This is a genomic window from Oxalicibacterium flavum (assembly GCF_014635065.1).
Lineage (GTDB): Bacteria > Pseudomonadota > Gammaproteobacteria > Burkholderiales > Burkholderiaceae_D > Oxalicibacterium > Oxalicibacterium flavum.
Genome location: NZ_BMCG01000003.1, coordinates 310,426 through 327,860 on the forward strand (window position 1 = coordinate 310,426; position 17,435 = coordinate 327,860).

Genomic DNA, 17,435 nt, shown 5'->3' on the forward strand with positions numbered 1-17,435 from the left:
ATGGCCGGCGGCGCGGCATGCGTGCCGCGCATCACGTGATTCAACCGATGATGAACAGTGGTTGGCCGAATTCGACCGGCTGGCCGTTCTCGACCAGGATTTCCTTGACGACGCCGGACACCTCGGCATCGATCTCGTTGAGCAGCTTCATGGCTTCGATGATGCAGAGCGTGTCGCCTTCCTTGACCGTGCTGCCGACTTCGACGAAGGCCGGTGCGCCCGGTGCGGAGGCGCGGTAGAAGCTGCCGACCATGGGCGATTTGACAACGTGGCCCTTGGTTTCGGGAGCGGCAGGTGCCGCCGGCGCGGCTGCCGGCGCTGCAGCGGGTGCGGCGGTCGGTGCCACGAACTGCTGCGGCGCGCTCTGCGGCTGCATCATCACGACCTGACCTTGCGTACCGCCCGATTTGACGATACGGACCTTGCTTTCGCCTTCGGTGACTTCGAGTTCAGCGATATCGGATTCGGCGACGAGGTCGATCAGCGTCTTGAGCTTGCGTAGATCCATGAAAGAATTCCTTGGGTATTAGGTAGAAAAATGTAAATTGGCGGAAATTATAAGGTATTTGCCGTCAAATAGTGAATTTTAAAGATTTTTGAGCGCAAAGGAGATGGCGGCTGCATAGCCGTCCGTGCCCAGCCCGCAGATCACGCCGGCCGCCACGGCCGACAGATACGAGTGATGGCGAAACGCTTCGCGCTGATGGATGTTCGAGATATGAATTTCCACGAACGGGATGGCAACGCCGGTGAGGGCATCGCGCAGGGCGACGCTGGTATGCGTGAGTCCGCCCGGATTGATGACAATGGCATCTACTCCCTCCTTTTTCGCCGCCTGAATACGATCGATCAGCGCGCCTTCATGATTGCTCTGGAAGGTGTGCAAGGTCGCTCCGGCCTGCGTTGCCTGCGCGGTCGCAGCCTGTTCCACGTCGGCCAGGGTCGTGCTGCCATAGACTTCAGGCTCGCGCGTGCCGAGCAGATTCAGGTTCGGACCGTTCAGTAAAAGGATGTTTCTTGCCATGGAGATAAAACTCCGTTTGACGACGATGGCGGCATTTTGCCGCTAAATGAAAAGCCTTGGCAAGGAGAAATCGTGCCGCGGACGCTCAGATGGCGAGCAGGTCGGCTCGCAGTTCTTCCATTTTCAGACGGCCCAGATAGGTCTTTTTCACGGCGCCGGAAGGCGTGACCAGCACCGTGAAAGGCAGGCCGCCGGTCTGGTTGCCGAATTGCCGGGCCAGATCGGTGCCGGTCATGCCGGCCAGCAGCAGCGGATAGCTGATGTTGTATTTCTCGGCAAATGCGCGGACGTTGTCGGGGGTATCGATGCTGATGCCGAGCACCTGCACGTCGCGTTCGGCGAAATCCTTCTGCAATTGCACGAGCTCCGGCATTTCGTCCACGCACGGCGCGCACCAGGTGGCCCAGAAGTTCAGCACCAGGGTTTTGCCCTGATAGGCCGACAGCGACTGCGCGCGCTGGTTGACGACGTCCGGCATCTTGTTGGCGAGCAGCTTGGCCACGACGGGCGACTCGGGCGTGGCCGGCATGTAGCGCCAGGCGCTGTAGAGGCTGCCGAGGATGCCGAAGACGAGGGCAACCATGGCGAACAGCAGGATTTTCTTGGTCATGGGATAAGCGGGCTGGAGTTGTCGGGAGCGAGCAAGGCTTCCACGGTAGCGGTGGAAGCGCGTTCGGAGCGGTTGCCGGTTTTGCGGCCGCCGCGCAGGTCATCGGTGTCGTACAGGGCCAGATGCACGCCTTCATTGTGCCAGAGGAAGCTCAGGGTCTCCACGTCGCCATGGCCGCCGAAGTGCGGCGATTCGGACACTTCGAAGTCGATACCCTTGTTGAGCAGGTAGATTTCGACATCCTTGGGACTGTCCGCAAACAGTTGCAGATGGATGTCCGAATGTTCGCCGGCGGTGCCATTGAGCACGGCACCCGTCAGGAAGGGCTGAAAGGGTTCAAGTTCGCGCATCAGGCGGATCGCCAGTTCGCGCAGGTGGCGCAGTCGCGCGGGCTGCGTGTCGGCGAAGAACAGTGCGTTGTAGGCACGTACCTCGTCTTCCACCGCGGCATTGTCCGGCAGCACATCGCCGCGTACCTTGTTGTTACCCAGTATCTGTTTCGCCGCCTTGCGCTTGGCTGTGCCGTAATCCACGCCGTCTTCGGCGATCAGGCGTGCGGCGGCCGCTGCGATCTCGGCGCGCAGCTGTTCGGTATCGTTGGGGAAATGGGAGGGCATGCGTGGCGGGGAAGCCGACGAACCTGGGCGGTCGCCACATGAGCGGACCGTGAAGCGATCAGGTCGGGTCGGGTAGAATCCTGTTTATTCCAATCCGAAATTCTACAATGCATATCCACATCCTTGGCGTCTGTGGCACTTTCATGGGCGGCCTGGCGGTTCTGGCCAAGGCGGCCGGCCATAAAGTGACCGGTTGCGACGCCAACGTTTATCCGCCGATGAGCACCCAGCTCGAAGCGCAGGGCATCGAATTGATCGAAGGTTTCGGCACCGAACAGATCGCACTGAACCCGGACCTGTACGTGATCGGCAACGTCGTCTCGCGCGGCAATCCGCTGATGGAGGAAATCCTCAACCGCGGCCTGCCCTACGTGTCGGGACCGCAGTGGATAGGCGAACACATCCTGCAAGGCAAGTGGGTGCTGGCGGTGGCCGGTACGCACGGCAAGACCACCACTTCGTCGATGCTGGCCTGGATACTGGAAGATGCCGGCTACGATCCGGGCTTCCTGATCGGCGGCGTGCCGATGAACTTCGGCATCTCGGCGCGGTTGTCGGGCGGCGGCGAGGCGTCGTCCTTCTTCGTGATCGAGGCGGACGAATACGACACCGCCTTCTTCGACAAGCGCAGCAAGTTCGTCCATTACCGCGCCAGGACCGCGATCCTCAACAATCTCGAGTACGACCACGCCGACATCTTCCCCGATCTGCAGGCGATCGAAACCCAGTTCCATCATCTGGTGCGCACCGTGCCCGGCATCGGCCGCGTGATCGCCAATGCGCGCGAAGCGTCACTGCAGCGCGTGCTGCAGCGCGGCTGCTGGAGCGGCGTCGAATGGTTTGGCGGCGAACAGGGCTGGGCGCTGACGACGCACGCCGACGGCAGCTTCGACGTGCTGTTCGACGGCGAAATGCAGGGCACCGTGCAATGGGCGCTGACCGGCGAACACAACCGTCTGAACGCGCTGGCCGCGATTGCCGCCGCGCGCCATGTCGGCGTGCCGCCGGCACAGGCGATCGCGGCGCTGGCGCGTTTCGAGAACGTCAAGCGCCGCATGGAGCTGCGCGGCACCGTCAACGGCGTCGCCGTCTATGACGACTTTGCGCATCACCCGACCGCAATTGCGACAACCGTCGAGGGCCTGCGCAGGAAAGTGGGCGACGCGCGCATCCTCGCCGTGCTCGAGCCGCGTTCCAACACCATGAAGCTCGGTACCATGAAGGATGCGCTGCCGGCCAGCCTGACCGATGCCGATCTGGTATTCGGCTACGGCGCGACGGGTGGCGGCAAGGATGCGCTGGGCTGGGACCTGTCGGCCGCGCTGTCGCCGCTCGGCGACAAGGCGCGCGCCTTCGACGAATTGCCTGCGCTGGTGCAGGCGATCGTCGCGGCCGCGCGTCCCGGCGACCACGTGCTCGTCATGAGCAATGGCGGCTTCGGCGGCGTGCACCGGAAAATCCTCGACGCGCTGCCGACATGATCCTGTATCTCCACGGTTTCCGTTCTTCGCCGCAGTCGTTCAAGACCAGTCTGCTGGCGGCGCGCATGCAGGCGCTCGGACACGGCGACGATTACGTCTGCCCGCAATTGCCGGCATCGCCGCGCGCGGCGGTCGAACTCGCGATGCAGATCGCGCAGCGTGCCGATCCGCAACGCCTGACCCTGATCGGCTCGTCGCTGGGCGGCTACTACGCGACCTGGATGGCCGAGCAACTCGGTTGCCGCGCCGTGCTGCTGAATCCGGCCGTGCACGCGGCGCGCGACCTGGCCTCGCAGGTCGGCGTCAAGACGCAATACCACACGAATGAACCCTTCGAGTTCAAGGCCGAATACCTGGCGGAACTCGAGGCATTGGCGGTGCCGCGCATCACGCGGCCCGAGCGCTACTTCCTGATCGCGGCGACCGGCGACGAACTGCTCGACTGGCGCGAGATGGTCGCGCAGTTCGAAGGCGCACGCCAGCATGTGATCGAAGGTAGCGACCACGGTATGTCGGATTTCGCCGCCTATGCGGATCAGGTGCTCGCGTTCTGCGGCATCGATGCGGCAGGAGCGCGCGCGTGACGCAAGGTGAAGCAGAAGCGAAAGCGGAAGGCAAGACGGCTGCAACCATTGCGGGCTGGCATGCGCATGTCAACCACGTCGCCGCCTCGCCCTTCATGCGCGGCTGGCTGACCGACCAGATGTCGCTGACCGTCAAGCTGATGCAGCGTTGCCGCCAGTTCCGCGTGCAGCGCCTGGTACAGGAGCGCGCGCCGGCACTGCATGACGAGTTCGCGCAGATCGCCTTGCCGCGGCGTCTGCAAGTACAGCAGCGCGAAGTGCTGCTGCGCTGCGACGAGCGCCCGGTGGTCTATGCGCATACCGTGGTGCCGCTGTCGGCGACGGCTGCGGACTGGCCGTTCTTCGGCCGGCTCGGCGAACGTTCGCTGGGTACCACGCTGTTCGGCGATCCGCGCGTGCGGCGCGGCGAACTCGAGTACGCGCGCCTGTCGCGCCGGCATCCGCTGCTGCGCCGGGCTGCTGCGGTGCTGAACACGGAATTGCCGCCTTTCCTGTATGCGCGGCGCTGCCTGTACCGGCGCCGGCGCGGCCTGCTGCTGGTGACGGAGGTCTTTCTGCCGGGACTGGAGAATTTGCACACACCCGGCAGATGAGCGCCGAATGAGAAAATAGCGGCACCTATAACTATTGAGCAGTACCAACCAGACACCACGCCGCGCGGATAGGATGCGCCGGCCCAATCCAGACAAAGTTTCAGATGAATTTATTTTTTGACGAATCCGGCGAGTTCAAGGCCGGTGCCGTGCTGTCGCAGCAGGGCGAGGCCTACCAGGTCGAGATGCCATCCGGCAAACGGGCCAAGGTGCGCGCCAAGGATGTATTGCTGCAGTTCGCCGCGCCGTCGGCTGCGCAGTTGATGGAAGAAGCGCAGGCCATCGCCGGCGAGATCGACCTCGATTTCCTGTGGGAAGTGGCGGGACAGGAGGAATTCGGCTTTGCCGAACTCGGCACCGAATACTTCGGCCACGAGCCGAAGCCGCACGAAGCGGCCGGTCTCATCATGCGCATGCATGCCGCGCCCATCTATTTCCAGAAGAAGGGCAAGGGACGCTACAAGGCCGCGCCCGAAACCGCGCTGAAGGCGGCGCTGGCCGGCATCGAGAAGAAGCGCCAGCAGGGACTGGTGCAGGCGCAGTACGTGGAGGAACTGAAGGCGGGCCGCCTGCCGGAAGCGATGCGCGGCAACGTGCTGCAACTGTTGTTCAAGCCGGACAAGAACAGCATCGAGTACAAGGCGCTGGAGACGGCCAGCAACGAACTGCAGACGCAGCCGCAACGCCTGATGCTGACGGTCGGCGGCATTGCGTCGGCGCACCAGCTGCATTTTTCGAAATTCCTGTTCGACGCCTTCCCGAAGGGAATCGGCTTTCCGCCAGTGGAACTGCCGAACCTGCCCGAGCTGCCGCTGGCCGAGGTGCAGGCGTTTTCGATCGACGACGTGACCACCACCGAGATCGACGATGCGATGTCGGTCACGCGCCTGCCGGACGGCAAGGTGCGCGTCGGCATCCACATCGCCGCGCCCGGTCTCGGCATCAAGCGCGGCGATGCGCTCGATGCGATCGCACGCCAGCGCCTGTCCACGGTCTATATGCCGGGCGACAAGATCACCATGCTGCCGGACGAACTGGTCGAGATCTTCACGCTCGGCGAGGGCCGCGCGTGTCCGGCGCTGTCTCTGTATGCGACGCTCGATCCGAGCGACTGGTCGCTGATCTCGACCGAGACGCGCGCCGAGCGCGTGCCGATTGCCGCCAACCTGCGCCACAACGATCTCGACGCGCTGGTCACCGAGGAAAGCCTGGAAGCCGGCACCGGCGACTATCCGTACAAGGATGATCTGGTGCTGCTGTGGCAATGGGTGCAGCTGCTGGAAAAGGGCCGCATGGCCAAGCGCGAAGCCTTCGGCCTGCGTCCCGAGCAGAACAACCGCGTCGATTTCAACTTCTATGTCGAGGACGAGGTCGTCACCATCCTGCGCCGCAAGCGCGGTGCGCCGCTTGACAAGATCGTCGCCGAGCTTGCGATCTTCGCCAACAGCACCTGGGGCAAGCTGCTGCACGACCACGGCGTGCCCGGCATCTATCGCAGCCAGGGCGCGGGCAACGGCTGGGCCGCCAAGATGCAGGTGCGCATGGTCACGCACGCGGCACCGCACCAGGGACTCGGCGTTGACCAGTACGCATGGAGCACCTCGCCGCTGCGCCGCTATACCGACCTCGTCAACCAGTGGCAGATACTGGCCTGCGCCGAACACGGCGTGACCGCGCCGCTGGTGGCGCCGTTCAAGCAGCGCGACGCCGACCTGTTCGCGATCGTCTCGGCCTTCGACGCGGCCTACAGTTCCTATGCCGCGTTCCAGAGCGACATGGAGCGTTACTGGTGCCTGCGCTGGCTGGCGCAGGAAAAGGGCGATGCGTCGGGCATGCAGGTTGAGGCCGTCGTGCTCAAGGACGAGATCGTGCGCCTGACCGACATCCCGCTGGTGATTCGCATGCCGGGCATGCCGCAGGCGGCGCGCGGCGCGCAGGTCAGGCTCGACCTGCTGCGCTGGGACGAGGTCGATCTGTCGGTCGAGGCGCGCGTTCTCGACATCCAGCAGGCAGACAGCGAGGCGGTGGCCGAAGAGCTCGACGAGGAAATGTCGGACGACCTGCTGGAAGCTGATGCCGAGCCGGTGCCTGACGATGCGGCGGCCGATGATGCGGCCGACAGCGCTGCGGCTGGCGACGCCGCAGCCGACCCGGAAGCAGCCGCCAAAGACTGAAGCGGATGCCATCGCCATCATGCAAAAAGCCTCGGCCGATGCCGGTTTGACTTAAAATCGGCCGATTCCTTCTTCTTCCGAACCCGGTCGCGTGAATCTGCTTCTCAAAAACCGTACGCTGTCGATTGCCATCGCGGTTTCCGTGGCGGTGCATGCGGCACTACTGGCCGTGCGCTTCGTCGCGCCGGAAGCGTTCAAGTTCAAGCCGACCGATCCGGGGCTCGAGGTGATCCTCGTCAATGCCAAGCACGATCGCGCGCCGCTCAAGGCCGATGCCTTGGCGCAGGCCAATCTCGATGGCGGCGGCAATGCGGCCGAAGGGCGTGCCAAGTCGCCGCTGCCGGACCTGCGGCAGAGTGCCGACGGCGACAGCGCAAAGGCCTCGCGCCGCAAGGTCGAGGAACTCGAGCGTCAGCAGCAGCAAATGCTGGCGCAGATGCAGAAGCAACAGGCGCAGCGCACGCAGGCGTCAACCGAGACCGAGCCGGTCAGGAACACGCCGCAGCCGCGTGCGGCCGACATGCTCGACAGTGCGCGCGCGCTGCTGCGGCGCGAAGCCGAGATCGCGCGCAGCATCGAGGACTACAACAAGCGGCCGAAGAAGACGCAGGTCACGCCGAGTACGCGCGAGGTCGGCTATGCCGCCTATTACAAGGCGCTGCAGGATCGCATCGAGCGCATCGGCACCGTCAATTTCCCGCAGAAGGATGGCAAGAAGCTCTACGGGCAGATGGTGGTCTATATCCCGATCTATCAGGACGGCACGCTCTACATGAAGGAGGGCGGGCCGCGCATCGAACGTACGTCCGGCAATCCGGCGCTCGATCAGGCGGCGCTCGCCATCGTGCGCCGCGCGGCGCCGTTCGGCCGCTTTCCAGACAACATGCGCTCCACCGGCCGTGACGACGTGTGGGAAATCATCACGCGCTTCAACTTCACGCGCGAGGATGCCCTGCAGACAGAAACGAGAGGCAACTGAGTGAACAAGACGAATGCACAGCCCGACCGCTACGCGGTGATCGGCAACCCGATCGCGCACAGCAAGTCGCCCGAAATCCATGCGCAGTTCGCGCGTCAGACGCGGCAGGCATTGAAGTATGAGCGCCTGCTGGCACCGCTCGATGGATTCGCCGCCACGGTCGCGGACTTCGTGCGCGAAGGCGGTCGCGGCATGAACGTGACGGTGCCGTTCAAGCTCGAAGCGGCGGCACTGGCAACGCGCCTGACCGAGCGGGCGCAGGCGGCGGGCGCAGTCAATACGCTGCTGTTCGAAGGCGGGGAGATCGTCGGCGACAATACCGATGGCGTCGGCCTGGTGCGCGACATCGTGCAGAACGCGGGCGTTGCGCTCGCCGGCAAGTCGGTGCTGCTGCTGGGCGCCGGCGGTGCCGCGCGCGGGGTGATCCTGCCGCTGCTGGATCAGCAGCCGGCACGCCTGGTGCTCGCCAACCGCACGCCGGCGCGCGCGCAGGAACTGGCGGCGCAGTTCGCCGGCAGCGGCGCCATCGAGGTCGCCACCTTCGACGGCATCGCCGGCGCCTTCGACGTCGTCATCAATGCCACCGCCGCCAGCCTGTCGGCCGAGGTGCCGCAAATTCCGCCATCGGTCTTTGTGCCGCATACGCTGGCCTACGACATGATGTACGGTGCGGCGCCGACCGCCTTCATGGCTTTTGCCGCCGCGCATGGCGCGCAGGTGCGCGACGGACTCGGCATGCTGGTTGAGCAGGCGGCCGAATCGTTCTGCCGCTGGCGCGGCGTGCGGCCGGAAACGACAGAAGTCTTTGCGCAGTTGCGCGCGCAACTCGAGAACAAGGAATGAAGAAGAAACTGCGTTCCATATTGTGCTGGCTGATCGCGCTGCCATTCCTGGTGGTGCTGGTGCTGCAGTTCTATTTCTTCATGCAGATCGGCTGGTGGACGCGCTTCGATCCGGAGTCAACCAGCTTCATGCGCCATCAGCTGTCGGTCATGCGCGAAAAGAATCCGAAGGCGCAGCTCAAGCACCAGTGGGTGCCGTACAACCGTATTTCCAATCACCTCAAGCGCGCCATCATCGCTTCCGAGGATGCCAATTTCTCGGGCCATGAAGGTGTTGACTGGCAGGCGCTGCAGAAGGCATACGAAAAGAACCAGAAGAAGGGGCGCGTGGTGGCCGGCGGTTCGACGATTACCCAGCAGCTCGCCAAGAACCTGTTCCTGTCGGGCGAGCGCAGCTACCTGCGCAAGGGACAGGAAGTGGTCATCACCTACATGCTCGAGTTCTGGATGGACAAGGAACGCATCTTCGAGATTTATCTGAATTCGGTCGAGTGGGGTGTCGGCGTGTTCGGCGCCGAGGCGGCGGCGCGCCATTACTACGGCGTCTCGGCAGCCGGTCTCAGTCCGTACCAGGCGGCGCGGCTGGCCGTCATGCTGCCCAACCCGCGCTACTACGACGTCAATCGCGGCTCCGGCTATCTGGCGCGACGTACCGACCTGATCCTGCGTCGCATGAATTCCGCGACGCTGCCCTAGAGCGACTAACAAAACCCTAGCTACGTCGTTGCTTCACCTTGTCGTACTTTTGTACTGCCTGCGGTTTCGCGTCTCGTCTCGACCGCGAACCTGCGGTTCGCTGGGTTTTGTTAGCCGCTCTTGGTACGCCGGTTTCATTGCGGCGTCACATTCGGTCCGCATACTGCGGCGTTGAACGTCATCCCCAAAGACGCGGTCTTATCCTTCAATCGGCTTGCGAGCCCATGGACTTATCAGTACACTTGCGCTGTTTTCGTTTCCGGAGTTCCCGTTTTGGGTAGTCCTAGTCTATGTTGCCGACCGCAAAATGGCGGTCGATCCGCGAGATAGTGCTTTAACGCTCACGCCTTCAAGCGCCTCTCGCCGGATATGGTGGGAGGTCGTGCCCGGTCGCATCGAGTCGTGTACCGGCCGTATCCCCTTGTATGTGTATTGCCCGCAGACGTCGGCGCGTTGCGGGCGTTGCGCCGTTTGTCGCGAGGAAGACGGCGCAGGGAGAGCTTATGATCAATGTGTTTGTACTGCAGAATGGCCGCCTGAACCAGGTCAACATCGAGACTCGCGCCGATCTCGCCAACACGACGCCGGTCTGGGTCGATCTGCGCGATCCGAACGAGGAAGAGCGCAGCTGGGTCAAGAGCATCTATGGCGTGACCCTGCCCGATGAGGACGAGGTCAAGGACATCGAGGCGTCCGCCCGCTATTACGAAGAAGACAATGGCGACCTGCACCTGCGCACCGACTTCCTGATCGAGGAAGACGACGGTCCTTCGCGCATCACCACGGTTGCCTTCATCCTTGCAAAAAACATCCTGTTCTCTGTGCACTCGGAAGACTTGCCGATCTTCCGCCTGGTGCGCATGCGCGCGCGGTCGCGTCCGGGTTCGATCTCGGATTATCGCGACGTGCTGCTGGATCTCTATGCGACCGACGCCGAGTATTCGGCCGACATTCTGGAAGGCGTCTATCTGACGCTGGAGGAAGTCAGCCGCCGCGTGCTGCAGGAAGCGCTGAGCGACGAGGACGCGGCACTGGTGCTGAACTCGATTGCGCACGAGGAGGATTTGAACGGACGCATCCGGCGCAACATGATGGATACGCGCCGCGCGGTCAGCTTCCTGATGCGCGGCCGCCTGCTGAGCTCGGAGCAGTTCGAGGAAGCGCGCCAGATCATGCGCGATATCGAATCGCTGGACGGTCATACCGCCTTCCTGTTCGACAAGATCAACTTCCTGATGGATGCCACCGTCGGTTTCATCAACATCAACCAGAACAAGATCATCAAGATCTTCTCGGTGGCCTCGGTCGCCTTCCTGCCGCCGACGCTGATCGCCAGCATCTATGGCATGAACTTCAAGGTGCTGCCGGAGCTGGACTGGACCTTCGGCTATCCGATGTCCATCCTGCTGATGCTGGCCTCGGCGATCACGCCTTTCCTCTACTTCCGCCGGCGCGGCTGGCTCAAATGAACAACGCCTGCCGTTTGTGAAAACGGCAGGCGTTTCGGCAGGACTCCCTGATCTATTTTCCGGCGACGACCGCGAACGCCTTGCGTGCGGCGGTCAGCGTGTCGGCAATCACCGCATCGTCGTGCTGCGCCGAGACGAAGCCGGCCTCGAAGGCCGACGGCGCCAGATAGACGCCGGCATCCAGTATCGCGTGGAAGAAGCGGTTGAAGGCTTCCTTGTCGCATTCCATCATGGTCGCGTGCGATACCGGCAGTTGCGGCGCGAAATACAGGCCGAACATGCCGCCGACCGCATCGGCGCAGAAGGGCACGCCGCTGTCCTGTGCCGCCGTGCTCAAGCCCTGTACCAGTTTTGTGGTCTGTGCTGCCAGGCGGTCGTAAAAGCCGGGCGCCTGGATCAAGGCCAGCGTCGCGAGACCGGCCGCCACCGTGACCGGATTGCCGGACAGCGTGCCGGCCTGATAGACGCCGCCGAGCGGCGCCAGGTGCTTCATCAGGTTGGCGCGGCCGCCGAAGGCTGCGACCGGCAGGCCGCCGCCGATGACCTTGCCCAGCACGGTCAGGTCGGGCTGAATGCCGTACAGCGATTGCGCGCCGCCGAGCGCGACGCGGAAGCCCGACATCACCTCGTCGAAGATCAGTACCGCGCCGTGCTGCGTGCACAGGCGGCGCATGGTCTGCAGGAATTCCGGCGTGGCGCGCAGCAGGTTCATGTTGCCGGCGACCGGTTCGACGATCACGCAGGCGATGCGCTCACCCATGTCGCGGAAGGTGTCCTCCAGTTGCTGCGCATCGTTGTAGTCGAGCACCAGCGTGTGCTTGGCGAAATCTTCCGGCACGCCGGCCGAAGTCGGATTGCCGAAGGTCAGCAGGCCGCTGCCGGCCTTGACCAGCAGGGCATCGGCATGGCCGTGATAGCAGCCTTCGAACTTGACGATCAGGTCGCGTCCGGTCGCGCCGCGCGCCAGGCGCAGCGCGCTCATCGCGGCTTCGGTGCCGCTCGAGACCAGGCGTACCTGCTCGATCGACGGCACCAACCTGCAGATCAGTTCGGCCATCTCGATCTCGGCCTCGGTCGGCGCACCAAAGGACAGGCCGCGCACGGCGGCGTCCTGCACTGCACGCACCACGTCCGGATGCGCATGGCCGACGATGGCCGGGCCCCAGGAACCGATGTAGTCGATGTAGCGCTTGTCGTCGGCATCCCAGAAATAGGGGCCTTCCGCGCGGGTGATGAAGCGCGGCGTGCCGCCGACCGAGCGGAAGGCGCGTACCGGCGAGTTCACGCCGCCCGGCGTGCTTTGTTGCGCGCGGGCGAAGAGTGTTTCGTTGTTGGAAGTCATGCGGATGAAAAGATGATTACTGTATGGGAGGCGGCGCGCTGCCGAGTTCGTCCGATTCGCGCGCCCAGAAATAGCGGTCCGGCACCAGCCGGCCCATGCCGAGGCGCTGCGCGTTGGCGATCGAGGCGATCGTGAATTCCTGCGCCTCGAACACGGCTTCCGGTACGTCGAGGCCGTTGGCGAGCAGCGCAGCGATGGTTGACGACAGCGTGGCACCGGCGCCGCTGCACGAGCCGGATACGCGCTGCCAGTTGTCGTGACGCACCACGCCGCTGTCGTCGAACAGGGTGTTGGCAACGTCCGACAGGTCGGACGGCGTGCCGGTGACGAACACGTATTCGCAGCCCATGTCGATCAGGCGCATGACATCGACCGCGATCATGTCCTCGTCCGACGGTTCGCGCCAGGTTTCGGCCAGGCGCGCCAGTTCCACCGTCGACAGGGTCAGCACCGTGGTCTGCGGAATCAGCAGTTCGCGCACGGCCATCAGCATGTCTTCGCTGTCGGTGCCTTGCTCGGGCTGGGAAGACAGGAACGGATCGAAGATCAGCGGCACGTCGGGATAGTCGGACACGATCTCGGCAATCGCCGCGGCGTTTTCCACACTGCCGACGCCGCCGATCTTGAAGGCGGCCACCGGCATGTCTTCGAGCAGGACGCGCGCCTGGTCGGTAACCCAGTCGGCGTCGATCACCTGCAGGTCCTCGATGCGCGCGGTGTCGCCGATGAACAGACCGGTCACCACCGACAGGCCGTGGCAACCCATGGCGGCAAACGAGGCCAGATCCGCCTGGATGCCGACTGCACCGACCGGATCGGCCGGACCGAAGGTCAAAATGAGCGGGGAAGTTTGGTTTTGCACGACGGGTATATTAAGATAGCTGACTGTGCATTTTAACTTGAAGGGCTGTCTGCCGTGAGCAATAACGAAACATCGACCGAACCATTTCAAACCTGGATGTGCCTGATCTGCGGCTGGATCTACGACGAAGCCACGGGTTTGCCGGAAGAAGGTATCGCCCCCGGCACGCGCTGGGCCGATGTGCCGATGAACTGGACATGTCCGGAATGCGGCGCGCGCAAGGAAGACTTCGAGATGGTCGCCGTCTGACAAGGTTTTCCGGGCGCCGATAATCGGCGCCTTGCTCATGGCCTCTGCCTTGCCTGCTTAACAATTTGTGTCGAAAAACCACGGCATGCAGGCGAGGGGCATCCCGGAATGTTTCAAGAATCTTGCTTTGTGTCACTATTGGGCCGTATATTGTGTCCCACAGTTCAACGAGACGGATCATGACAACGTTACCGGATAGCGCTGAGATGAAAATCATGGTGATCGACGACAGCAGCACGATCCGTCGGTCGGCCGAGATCTTTCTGGGGCAGGCAGGCTACAAGGTGGTGCTGGCGGATGACGGTTTCGACGCCCTGGCCAAGATGAACGATCACCGGCCTGCACTCATCTTCTGCGACATCCTGATGCCGCGTCTCGACGGCTACCAAACCTGCGCCCTCATCAAGAAGAGCGCAAAATTCCACGCTACACCGGTTGTCATGCTGTCATCCAAGGACGGTCTGTTCGATCGCGCGCGCGGCGCCATGGTCGGCTCCAACGCCTACCTCACCAAACCATTCACCAAAGACAGCCTGCTCAAGACCGTGCGCGAATACACGGCGGCGGCGGTCGCACCATAATCCAGATCCAAGGGTTTCAGATGGCCATACAAAAAGTTCTCATCGTCGATGATTCTCCCACCGAGCGCTACTTCCTGACCGACATCCTGGTCAAGAAGGGCTATTCGGTTTCCACTGCGGAGAGCGGCGAGGAAGCATTGCAGAAAATCAAGGCAGACAAGCCGCAATTGATCCTGATGGACATCGTGATGCCGGGCCAGAACGGCTTCCAGGTCACGCGCTCGATCACGCGCGATCCCGAGACGCAGGATGTGCCCATCATCATCTGCACCAGCAAGGGCCAGGAAACCGACCGTATCTGGGGATTGCGCCAGGGTGCGCGCGACTACATCGTCAAGCCCGTCGATCCGGCCGAACTGCTGTCCAAGATCGCCGCGCTCGGCTGACGCGCTCACATGAGTCAGTCTGCGTCCGATCTCGAGGCACGGCAGCCTGACGGTACTGCCCGCCGCATGCGGCTGCGCGAATTCCAGGCGCAGTTGGTCGAGCGCATGCACCATGCACACGACAGCGAAGCGGTACAGGCCAGCCAGCTCGGATTGCTGATGGGAGGCCGCCGCTGGCTGCTCGATCTGCAGACGGCCGGCGAAATCGTTTCGGCGCACGAACTCACCCCGGTACCCCTGACCCGTTCCTGGTACCGCGGTCTGATCAACATTCGCGGCAATCTGGTCGGTGTCATCGACCTCGCCTGTTTCGATGGCGGACCGCAAAGCACGTTCGACAAGGATTCCAGGATCGTCGCCTTTGGCGCGGCGCTTGGCATCAATTGCGGCCTGCTGGTATCCGGTGTGCTTGGCCTGCGTCATGCGGCCGGCATGCAGGAGCAGCCGGCAACGGAAGAGGGATGTCCTTGGGAGGGACGTCGTTTCATGGATGAGGAAGCCAATCTCTGGATCGAACTCGATCTCGAGGGCCTGGTTCGGCATCCGGATTTTCTGCAGGTGGGACGATAAGGCGTTTCCGGGAAAGGAACGCGACGCACGATAAACAGGGTCAGGAGAATTAAAAATGGCGTTCACATTACCGCTCTTTTCCAGAAACAAGAATGCGGCGGAGACAACGGCTGACGGCACGCACGAAGACATCGATACCGTGCTGCACATCGATACGGCCGAGACGACGAAGGCACAGGCCGGCACAGGCAACGGCCAGGGCGAATTCAATCCCAACGCCACCTACATTGGCGACGTGCTGCAGAAGAGCGGCGACATTCGTCTGCCGCTGATCGGCAAGCTGCCGCTGCAGAAGCAGGTCCGTATCCTGCTGACCGCGCTGGGTGCTTCGCTGGTACTGGGCGCGATCTTCGTCTGGATGAATGCCGATTATTCCGCCCTGACCTCGACCCAGACCCAGATTGCGGGCGACGCGCTGATGCACTCGCAGCGCGTCGGCAAGGCGACGCCGAACGCGATCCAGGGTAACAAGGAAGCGTTCCGCCAACTGGCCGACAGCCGTAAGGAGCTCAACAATGATCTGACGGTGCTGTCGCAGGGCGGCGTCTATCAGGGACGCAGTATCGGCGCGCCGGATGCTGAAATGGCGAACATGCTCAAGGAAGCCAGGGCATTGTGGGCCGGCTCGGACAAGGCCGCGGCAAGCATCCTGAAGATGGAAGGCGTGCTGACCGGCTTTGGCGCCACGCTGCAGACCATGAACGAACTGTCGCCAACGCTGCTGGAACTGTCGGAGCAGATATCCAACCTGAAGGCGCAGAGCGGCGCCTCGCCGCGCGAGATTTCGGCTGCCGGCCAGCTCGTGATGCTGACCCAGCGCCTGGCGCGAAGCGCCAACGAATTCCTGAGTTCCGAAGGTGTGAACCCGGAGACCGCCTTCCTGCTGGGCAAGGACACCAACACCTTCCGCGACATCACGGAGGGATTTCTCAATGGCAGCGAATCCCTGCGGCTGGCGCGTGTGACTGAACCGGAAACGCGCGAGAAGCTGCTCGAGCTGCAGGCTGCCTTTGGCGAATACCAGAAGTCGATCGCGCAGATTCTCGGCAACCTGCAGAACTTCATCGCCGCCAAGCAGGCCGAAGAACTGATCTTCAAGGAAAACGAGGCGATCAAGCAACGCCTGACCGATGTGCAGCAAAGCTATCGCGCGGAGCAGGATTCGCTGACACTGCCGTTCTGGCTGATGCTGCTGGCGGTCTTTACCGCGCTGTTGTCGGCGGCCGGCATTGCGCTGGTGCTGCTGCAGGACAGCCGCAACCGTACCAAGGAGGCAGAAGCACGTCGTCTGGAAGCGGAGAACCAGCGCCTCGAAGCTCTGAAGCAGGAAGAGGAAGCCAAACAGGCCAATGACCAGAACCAAGCGGCAATTCTGCGTCTGATGAACGAGCTGCAGGAAGTGGCCGACGGCGATCTGACGATCCAGGCCACGGTGTCGGAAGATATTACCGGCGCGATTGCCGACTCGGTCAACTACACGGTGGAAGAGCTGCGCGGCCTGGTCGGCCGCGTCACCAGCACCGCGGAACAGGTGACCTCGGCGTCGGATCAGGCGCAGAACATTTCGACCGAACTGCTCGAGGCATCGCAGAAGCAGTCGCGCAACATTCAGGAAACCGGTCAGGCGGTGCTCGAAATGGCCGTGCAGATTACCGACGTATCCAGGTCCGCCAACGAATCGGCGGAGGTGGCGCGGCAATCGGTGTCGGCAGCGGACCAGGGCGCGCGCGCGGTGGAAAACGCGATCAAGGGCATGAACGAGATTCGCGAGCAGATCCAGGAAACCTCGAAGCGAATCAAGCGCCTTGGCGAATCCTCGCAGGAGATCGGCGAGATCACCGAGCTGATTTCCGACATTACCGAGCAGACCAACGTGCTGGCGCTGAACGCGGCGATCCAGGCCGCGTCGGCCGGCGAAGCGGGACGCGGCTTCTCGGTGGTGGCCGAAGAGGTGCAGCGGCTGGCCGAACGGTCGGGCGAGGCAACCAAGCAGATCGGCGCGCTGGTCCGCACGATTCAGACCGATACCCACGACGCGGTCGCCGCCATGGAAAAATCGACGCAGGGCGTGGTCGAGGGCGCGCGTCTGTCGGATGCGGCGGGCGCCGCGCTGGCCGACATCCGCCGCGTGTCGAACCGGCTGGCGGAGCTGATCCAGAGCATTTCCTCGGCGACCGAGCAGCAGGCGACTTCGGCCAACGGCGTGGCGCAGAACATCCAGGGCATTCTGACGATTACCGAGCAGACCCAGGAAGGCACGCAGCAAACCGCCCATTCGATTCGCGAACTTTCCAAACTGGCCGAGGAGCTGAAGAACTCGGTATCGCGTTTCCGCGTCACGGCTTGATCGATCCGGCTGCGGCCCTGATGGCCTGG

At 63.2% G+C, this 17,435-nt stretch carries 19 protein-coding genes; 13 read left to right on the forward strand and 6 right to left on the reverse strand.

Annotated elements, in window-relative coordinates:
* Positions 1-40 precede the first annotated feature (40 nt).
* The 4 genes from accB to IEV38_RS08520 all read right to left on the reverse strand — a co-directional run bounded on the left by accB (position 41) and on the right by IEV38_RS08520 (position 2,251).
* Entirely contained in the window at positions 41-508 is a 468-nt protein-coding gene (gene accB / locus IEV38_RS08505; RefSeq protein WP_188395757.1) for an acetyl-CoA carboxylase biotin carboxyl carrier protein, read from the reverse strand.
* Positions 509-586: 78 nt separating this feature from the next.
* Positions 587-1,024 (reverse strand): type II 3-dehydroquinate dehydratase, encoded by a 438-nt coding sequence (gene aroQ / locus IEV38_RS08510; RefSeq protein ID WP_188395758.1) that lies wholly within the window; start codon positions 1,022-1,024, stop codon positions 587-589.
* A gap of 85 nt (positions 1,025-1,109) precedes the next feature.
* Positions 1,110-1,634: a peroxiredoxin family protein gene (locus IEV38_RS08515; protein ID WP_188395759.1), complete on the reverse strand. Its 525-nt coding sequence runs from the start codon at positions 1,632-1,634 to the stop codon at positions 1,110-1,112.
* The gene (locus IEV38_RS08520) at positions 1,631-2,251 is read right to left on the reverse strand and encodes a hypothetical protein (protein WP_188395760.1); all 621 of its coding nucleotides are present in this window, start codon (positions 2,249-2,251) and stop codon (positions 1,631-1,633) included. The genes IEV38_RS08515 and IEV38_RS08520 overlap by 4 nt, the downstream gene beginning before the upstream one ends.
* A gap of 107 nt (positions 2,252-2,358) precedes the next feature.
* On the opposite strand from IEV38_RS08520, the gene mpl reads away from it, so the two are divergent.
* The 8 genes from mpl (at position 2,359) to corA (ending at position 11,069) form a co-directional block, all read left to right on the forward strand.
* Positions 2,359-3,732 (forward strand): UDP-N-acetylmuramate:L-alanyl-gamma-D-glutamyl-meso-diaminopimelate ligase, encoded by a 1,374-nt coding sequence (gene mpl / locus IEV38_RS08525; RefSeq protein ID WP_188395761.1) that lies wholly within the window; start codon positions 2,359-2,361, stop codon positions 3,730-3,732.
* Positions 3,729-4,316 (forward strand): YqiA/YcfP family alpha/beta fold hydrolase, encoded by a 588-nt coding sequence (locus tag IEV38_RS08530; RefSeq protein WP_188395762.1) that lies wholly within the window; start codon positions 3,729-3,731, stop codon positions 4,314-4,316. The genes mpl and IEV38_RS08530 overlap by 4 nt, the downstream gene beginning before the upstream one ends.
* Entirely contained in the window at positions 4,313-4,909 is a 597-nt protein-coding gene (locus IEV38_RS08535; protein WP_268234715.1) for a chorismate--pyruvate lyase family protein, read from the forward strand. Before IEV38_RS08530 ends, IEV38_RS08535 begins: the two co-directional genes overlap by 4 nt.
* A 104-nt stretch (positions 4,910-5,013) precedes the next feature.
* Positions 5,014-7,083 carry a ribonuclease catalytic domain-containing protein gene (locus tag IEV38_RS08540; RefSeq protein ID WP_188395763.1) on the forward strand — a complete coding sequence of 690 codons (2,070 nt, stop codon included), beginning with the start codon at positions 5,014-5,016 and terminating at the stop codon, positions 7,081-7,083.
* A 91-nt stretch (positions 7,084-7,174) separates the two neighbouring features.
* A complete protein-coding gene (locus IEV38_RS08545; RefSeq protein ID WP_188395764.1) occupies positions 7,175-8,062 on the forward strand; it encodes a TonB C-terminal domain-containing protein in 888 nt (295 codons plus the stop codon).
* The gene (gene aroE / locus IEV38_RS08550; protein ID WP_188395765.1) at positions 8,063-8,905 is read left to right on the forward strand and encodes a shikimate dehydrogenase; all 843 of its coding nucleotides are present in this window, start codon (positions 8,063-8,065) and stop codon (positions 8,903-8,905) included.
* Entirely contained in the window at positions 8,902-9,600 is a 699-nt protein-coding gene (gene mtgA, locus IEV38_RS08555) for a monofunctional biosynthetic peptidoglycan transglycosylase (protein WP_188395766.1), read from the forward strand. Before aroE ends, mtgA begins: the two co-directional genes overlap by 4 nt.
* Positions 9,601-10,103: 503 nt before the next feature.
* Positions 10,104-11,069 (forward strand): magnesium/cobalt transporter CorA, encoded by a 966-nt coding sequence (gene corA / locus IEV38_RS08560; protein ID WP_188395767.1) that lies wholly within the window; start codon positions 10,104-10,106, stop codon positions 11,067-11,069.
* Positions 11,070-11,121: 52 nt separating this feature from the next.
* On the opposite strand, the gene hemL is transcribed toward corA, so the two are convergent.
* Both hemL and thiD read right to left on the reverse strand, forming a co-directional pair.
* Entirely contained in the window at positions 11,122-12,411 is a 1,290-nt protein-coding gene (hemL, locus tag IEV38_RS08565) for a glutamate-1-semialdehyde 2,1-aminomutase (RefSeq protein WP_188395768.1), read from the reverse strand.
* Between the two features lie 16 nt (positions 12,412-12,427).
* Complete coding sequence (gene thiD / locus IEV38_RS08570) at positions 12,428-13,273, reverse strand: bifunctional hydroxymethylpyrimidine kinase/phosphomethylpyrimidine kinase (protein WP_188395769.1); 846 nt, start codon at positions 13,271-13,273, stop codon at positions 12,428-12,430.
* A gap of 96 nt (positions 13,274-13,369) precedes the next feature.
* Between thiD and IEV38_RS08575 the strand changes: the two genes are divergently transcribed.
* The 5 genes from IEV38_RS08575 (at position 13,370) to IEV38_RS08595 (ending at position 17,406) form a co-directional block, all read left to right on the forward strand.
* Complete coding sequence (locus IEV38_RS08575; protein WP_188396112.1) at positions 13,370-13,522, forward strand: rubredoxin; 153 nt, start codon at positions 13,370-13,372, stop codon at positions 13,520-13,522.
* Between the two features lie 179 nt (positions 13,523-13,701).
* Positions 13,702-14,103 carry a response regulator gene (locus tag IEV38_RS08580; protein ID WP_188395770.1) on the forward strand — a complete coding sequence of 134 codons (402 nt, stop codon included), beginning with the start codon at positions 13,702-13,704 and terminating at the stop codon, positions 14,101-14,103.
* A 20-nt stretch (positions 14,104-14,123) separates the two neighbouring features.
* A complete protein-coding gene (locus IEV38_RS08585) occupies positions 14,124-14,489 on the forward strand; it encodes a response regulator transcription factor (protein WP_188395771.1) in 366 nt (121 codons plus the stop codon).
* Between the two features lie 9 nt (positions 14,490-14,498).
* Positions 14,499-15,059, forward strand: a complete 561-nt coding sequence (locus IEV38_RS08590; protein WP_188395772.1) for a chemotaxis protein CheW — start codon at positions 14,499-14,501, stop codon at positions 15,057-15,059.
* A 55-nt stretch (positions 15,060-15,114) separates the two neighbouring features.
* Positions 15,115-17,406: a methyl-accepting chemotaxis protein gene (locus IEV38_RS08595; protein WP_188395773.1), complete on the forward strand. Its 2,292-nt coding sequence runs from the start codon at positions 15,115-15,117 to the stop codon at positions 17,404-17,406.
* Positions 17,407-17,435: the final 29 nt, after the last annotated feature.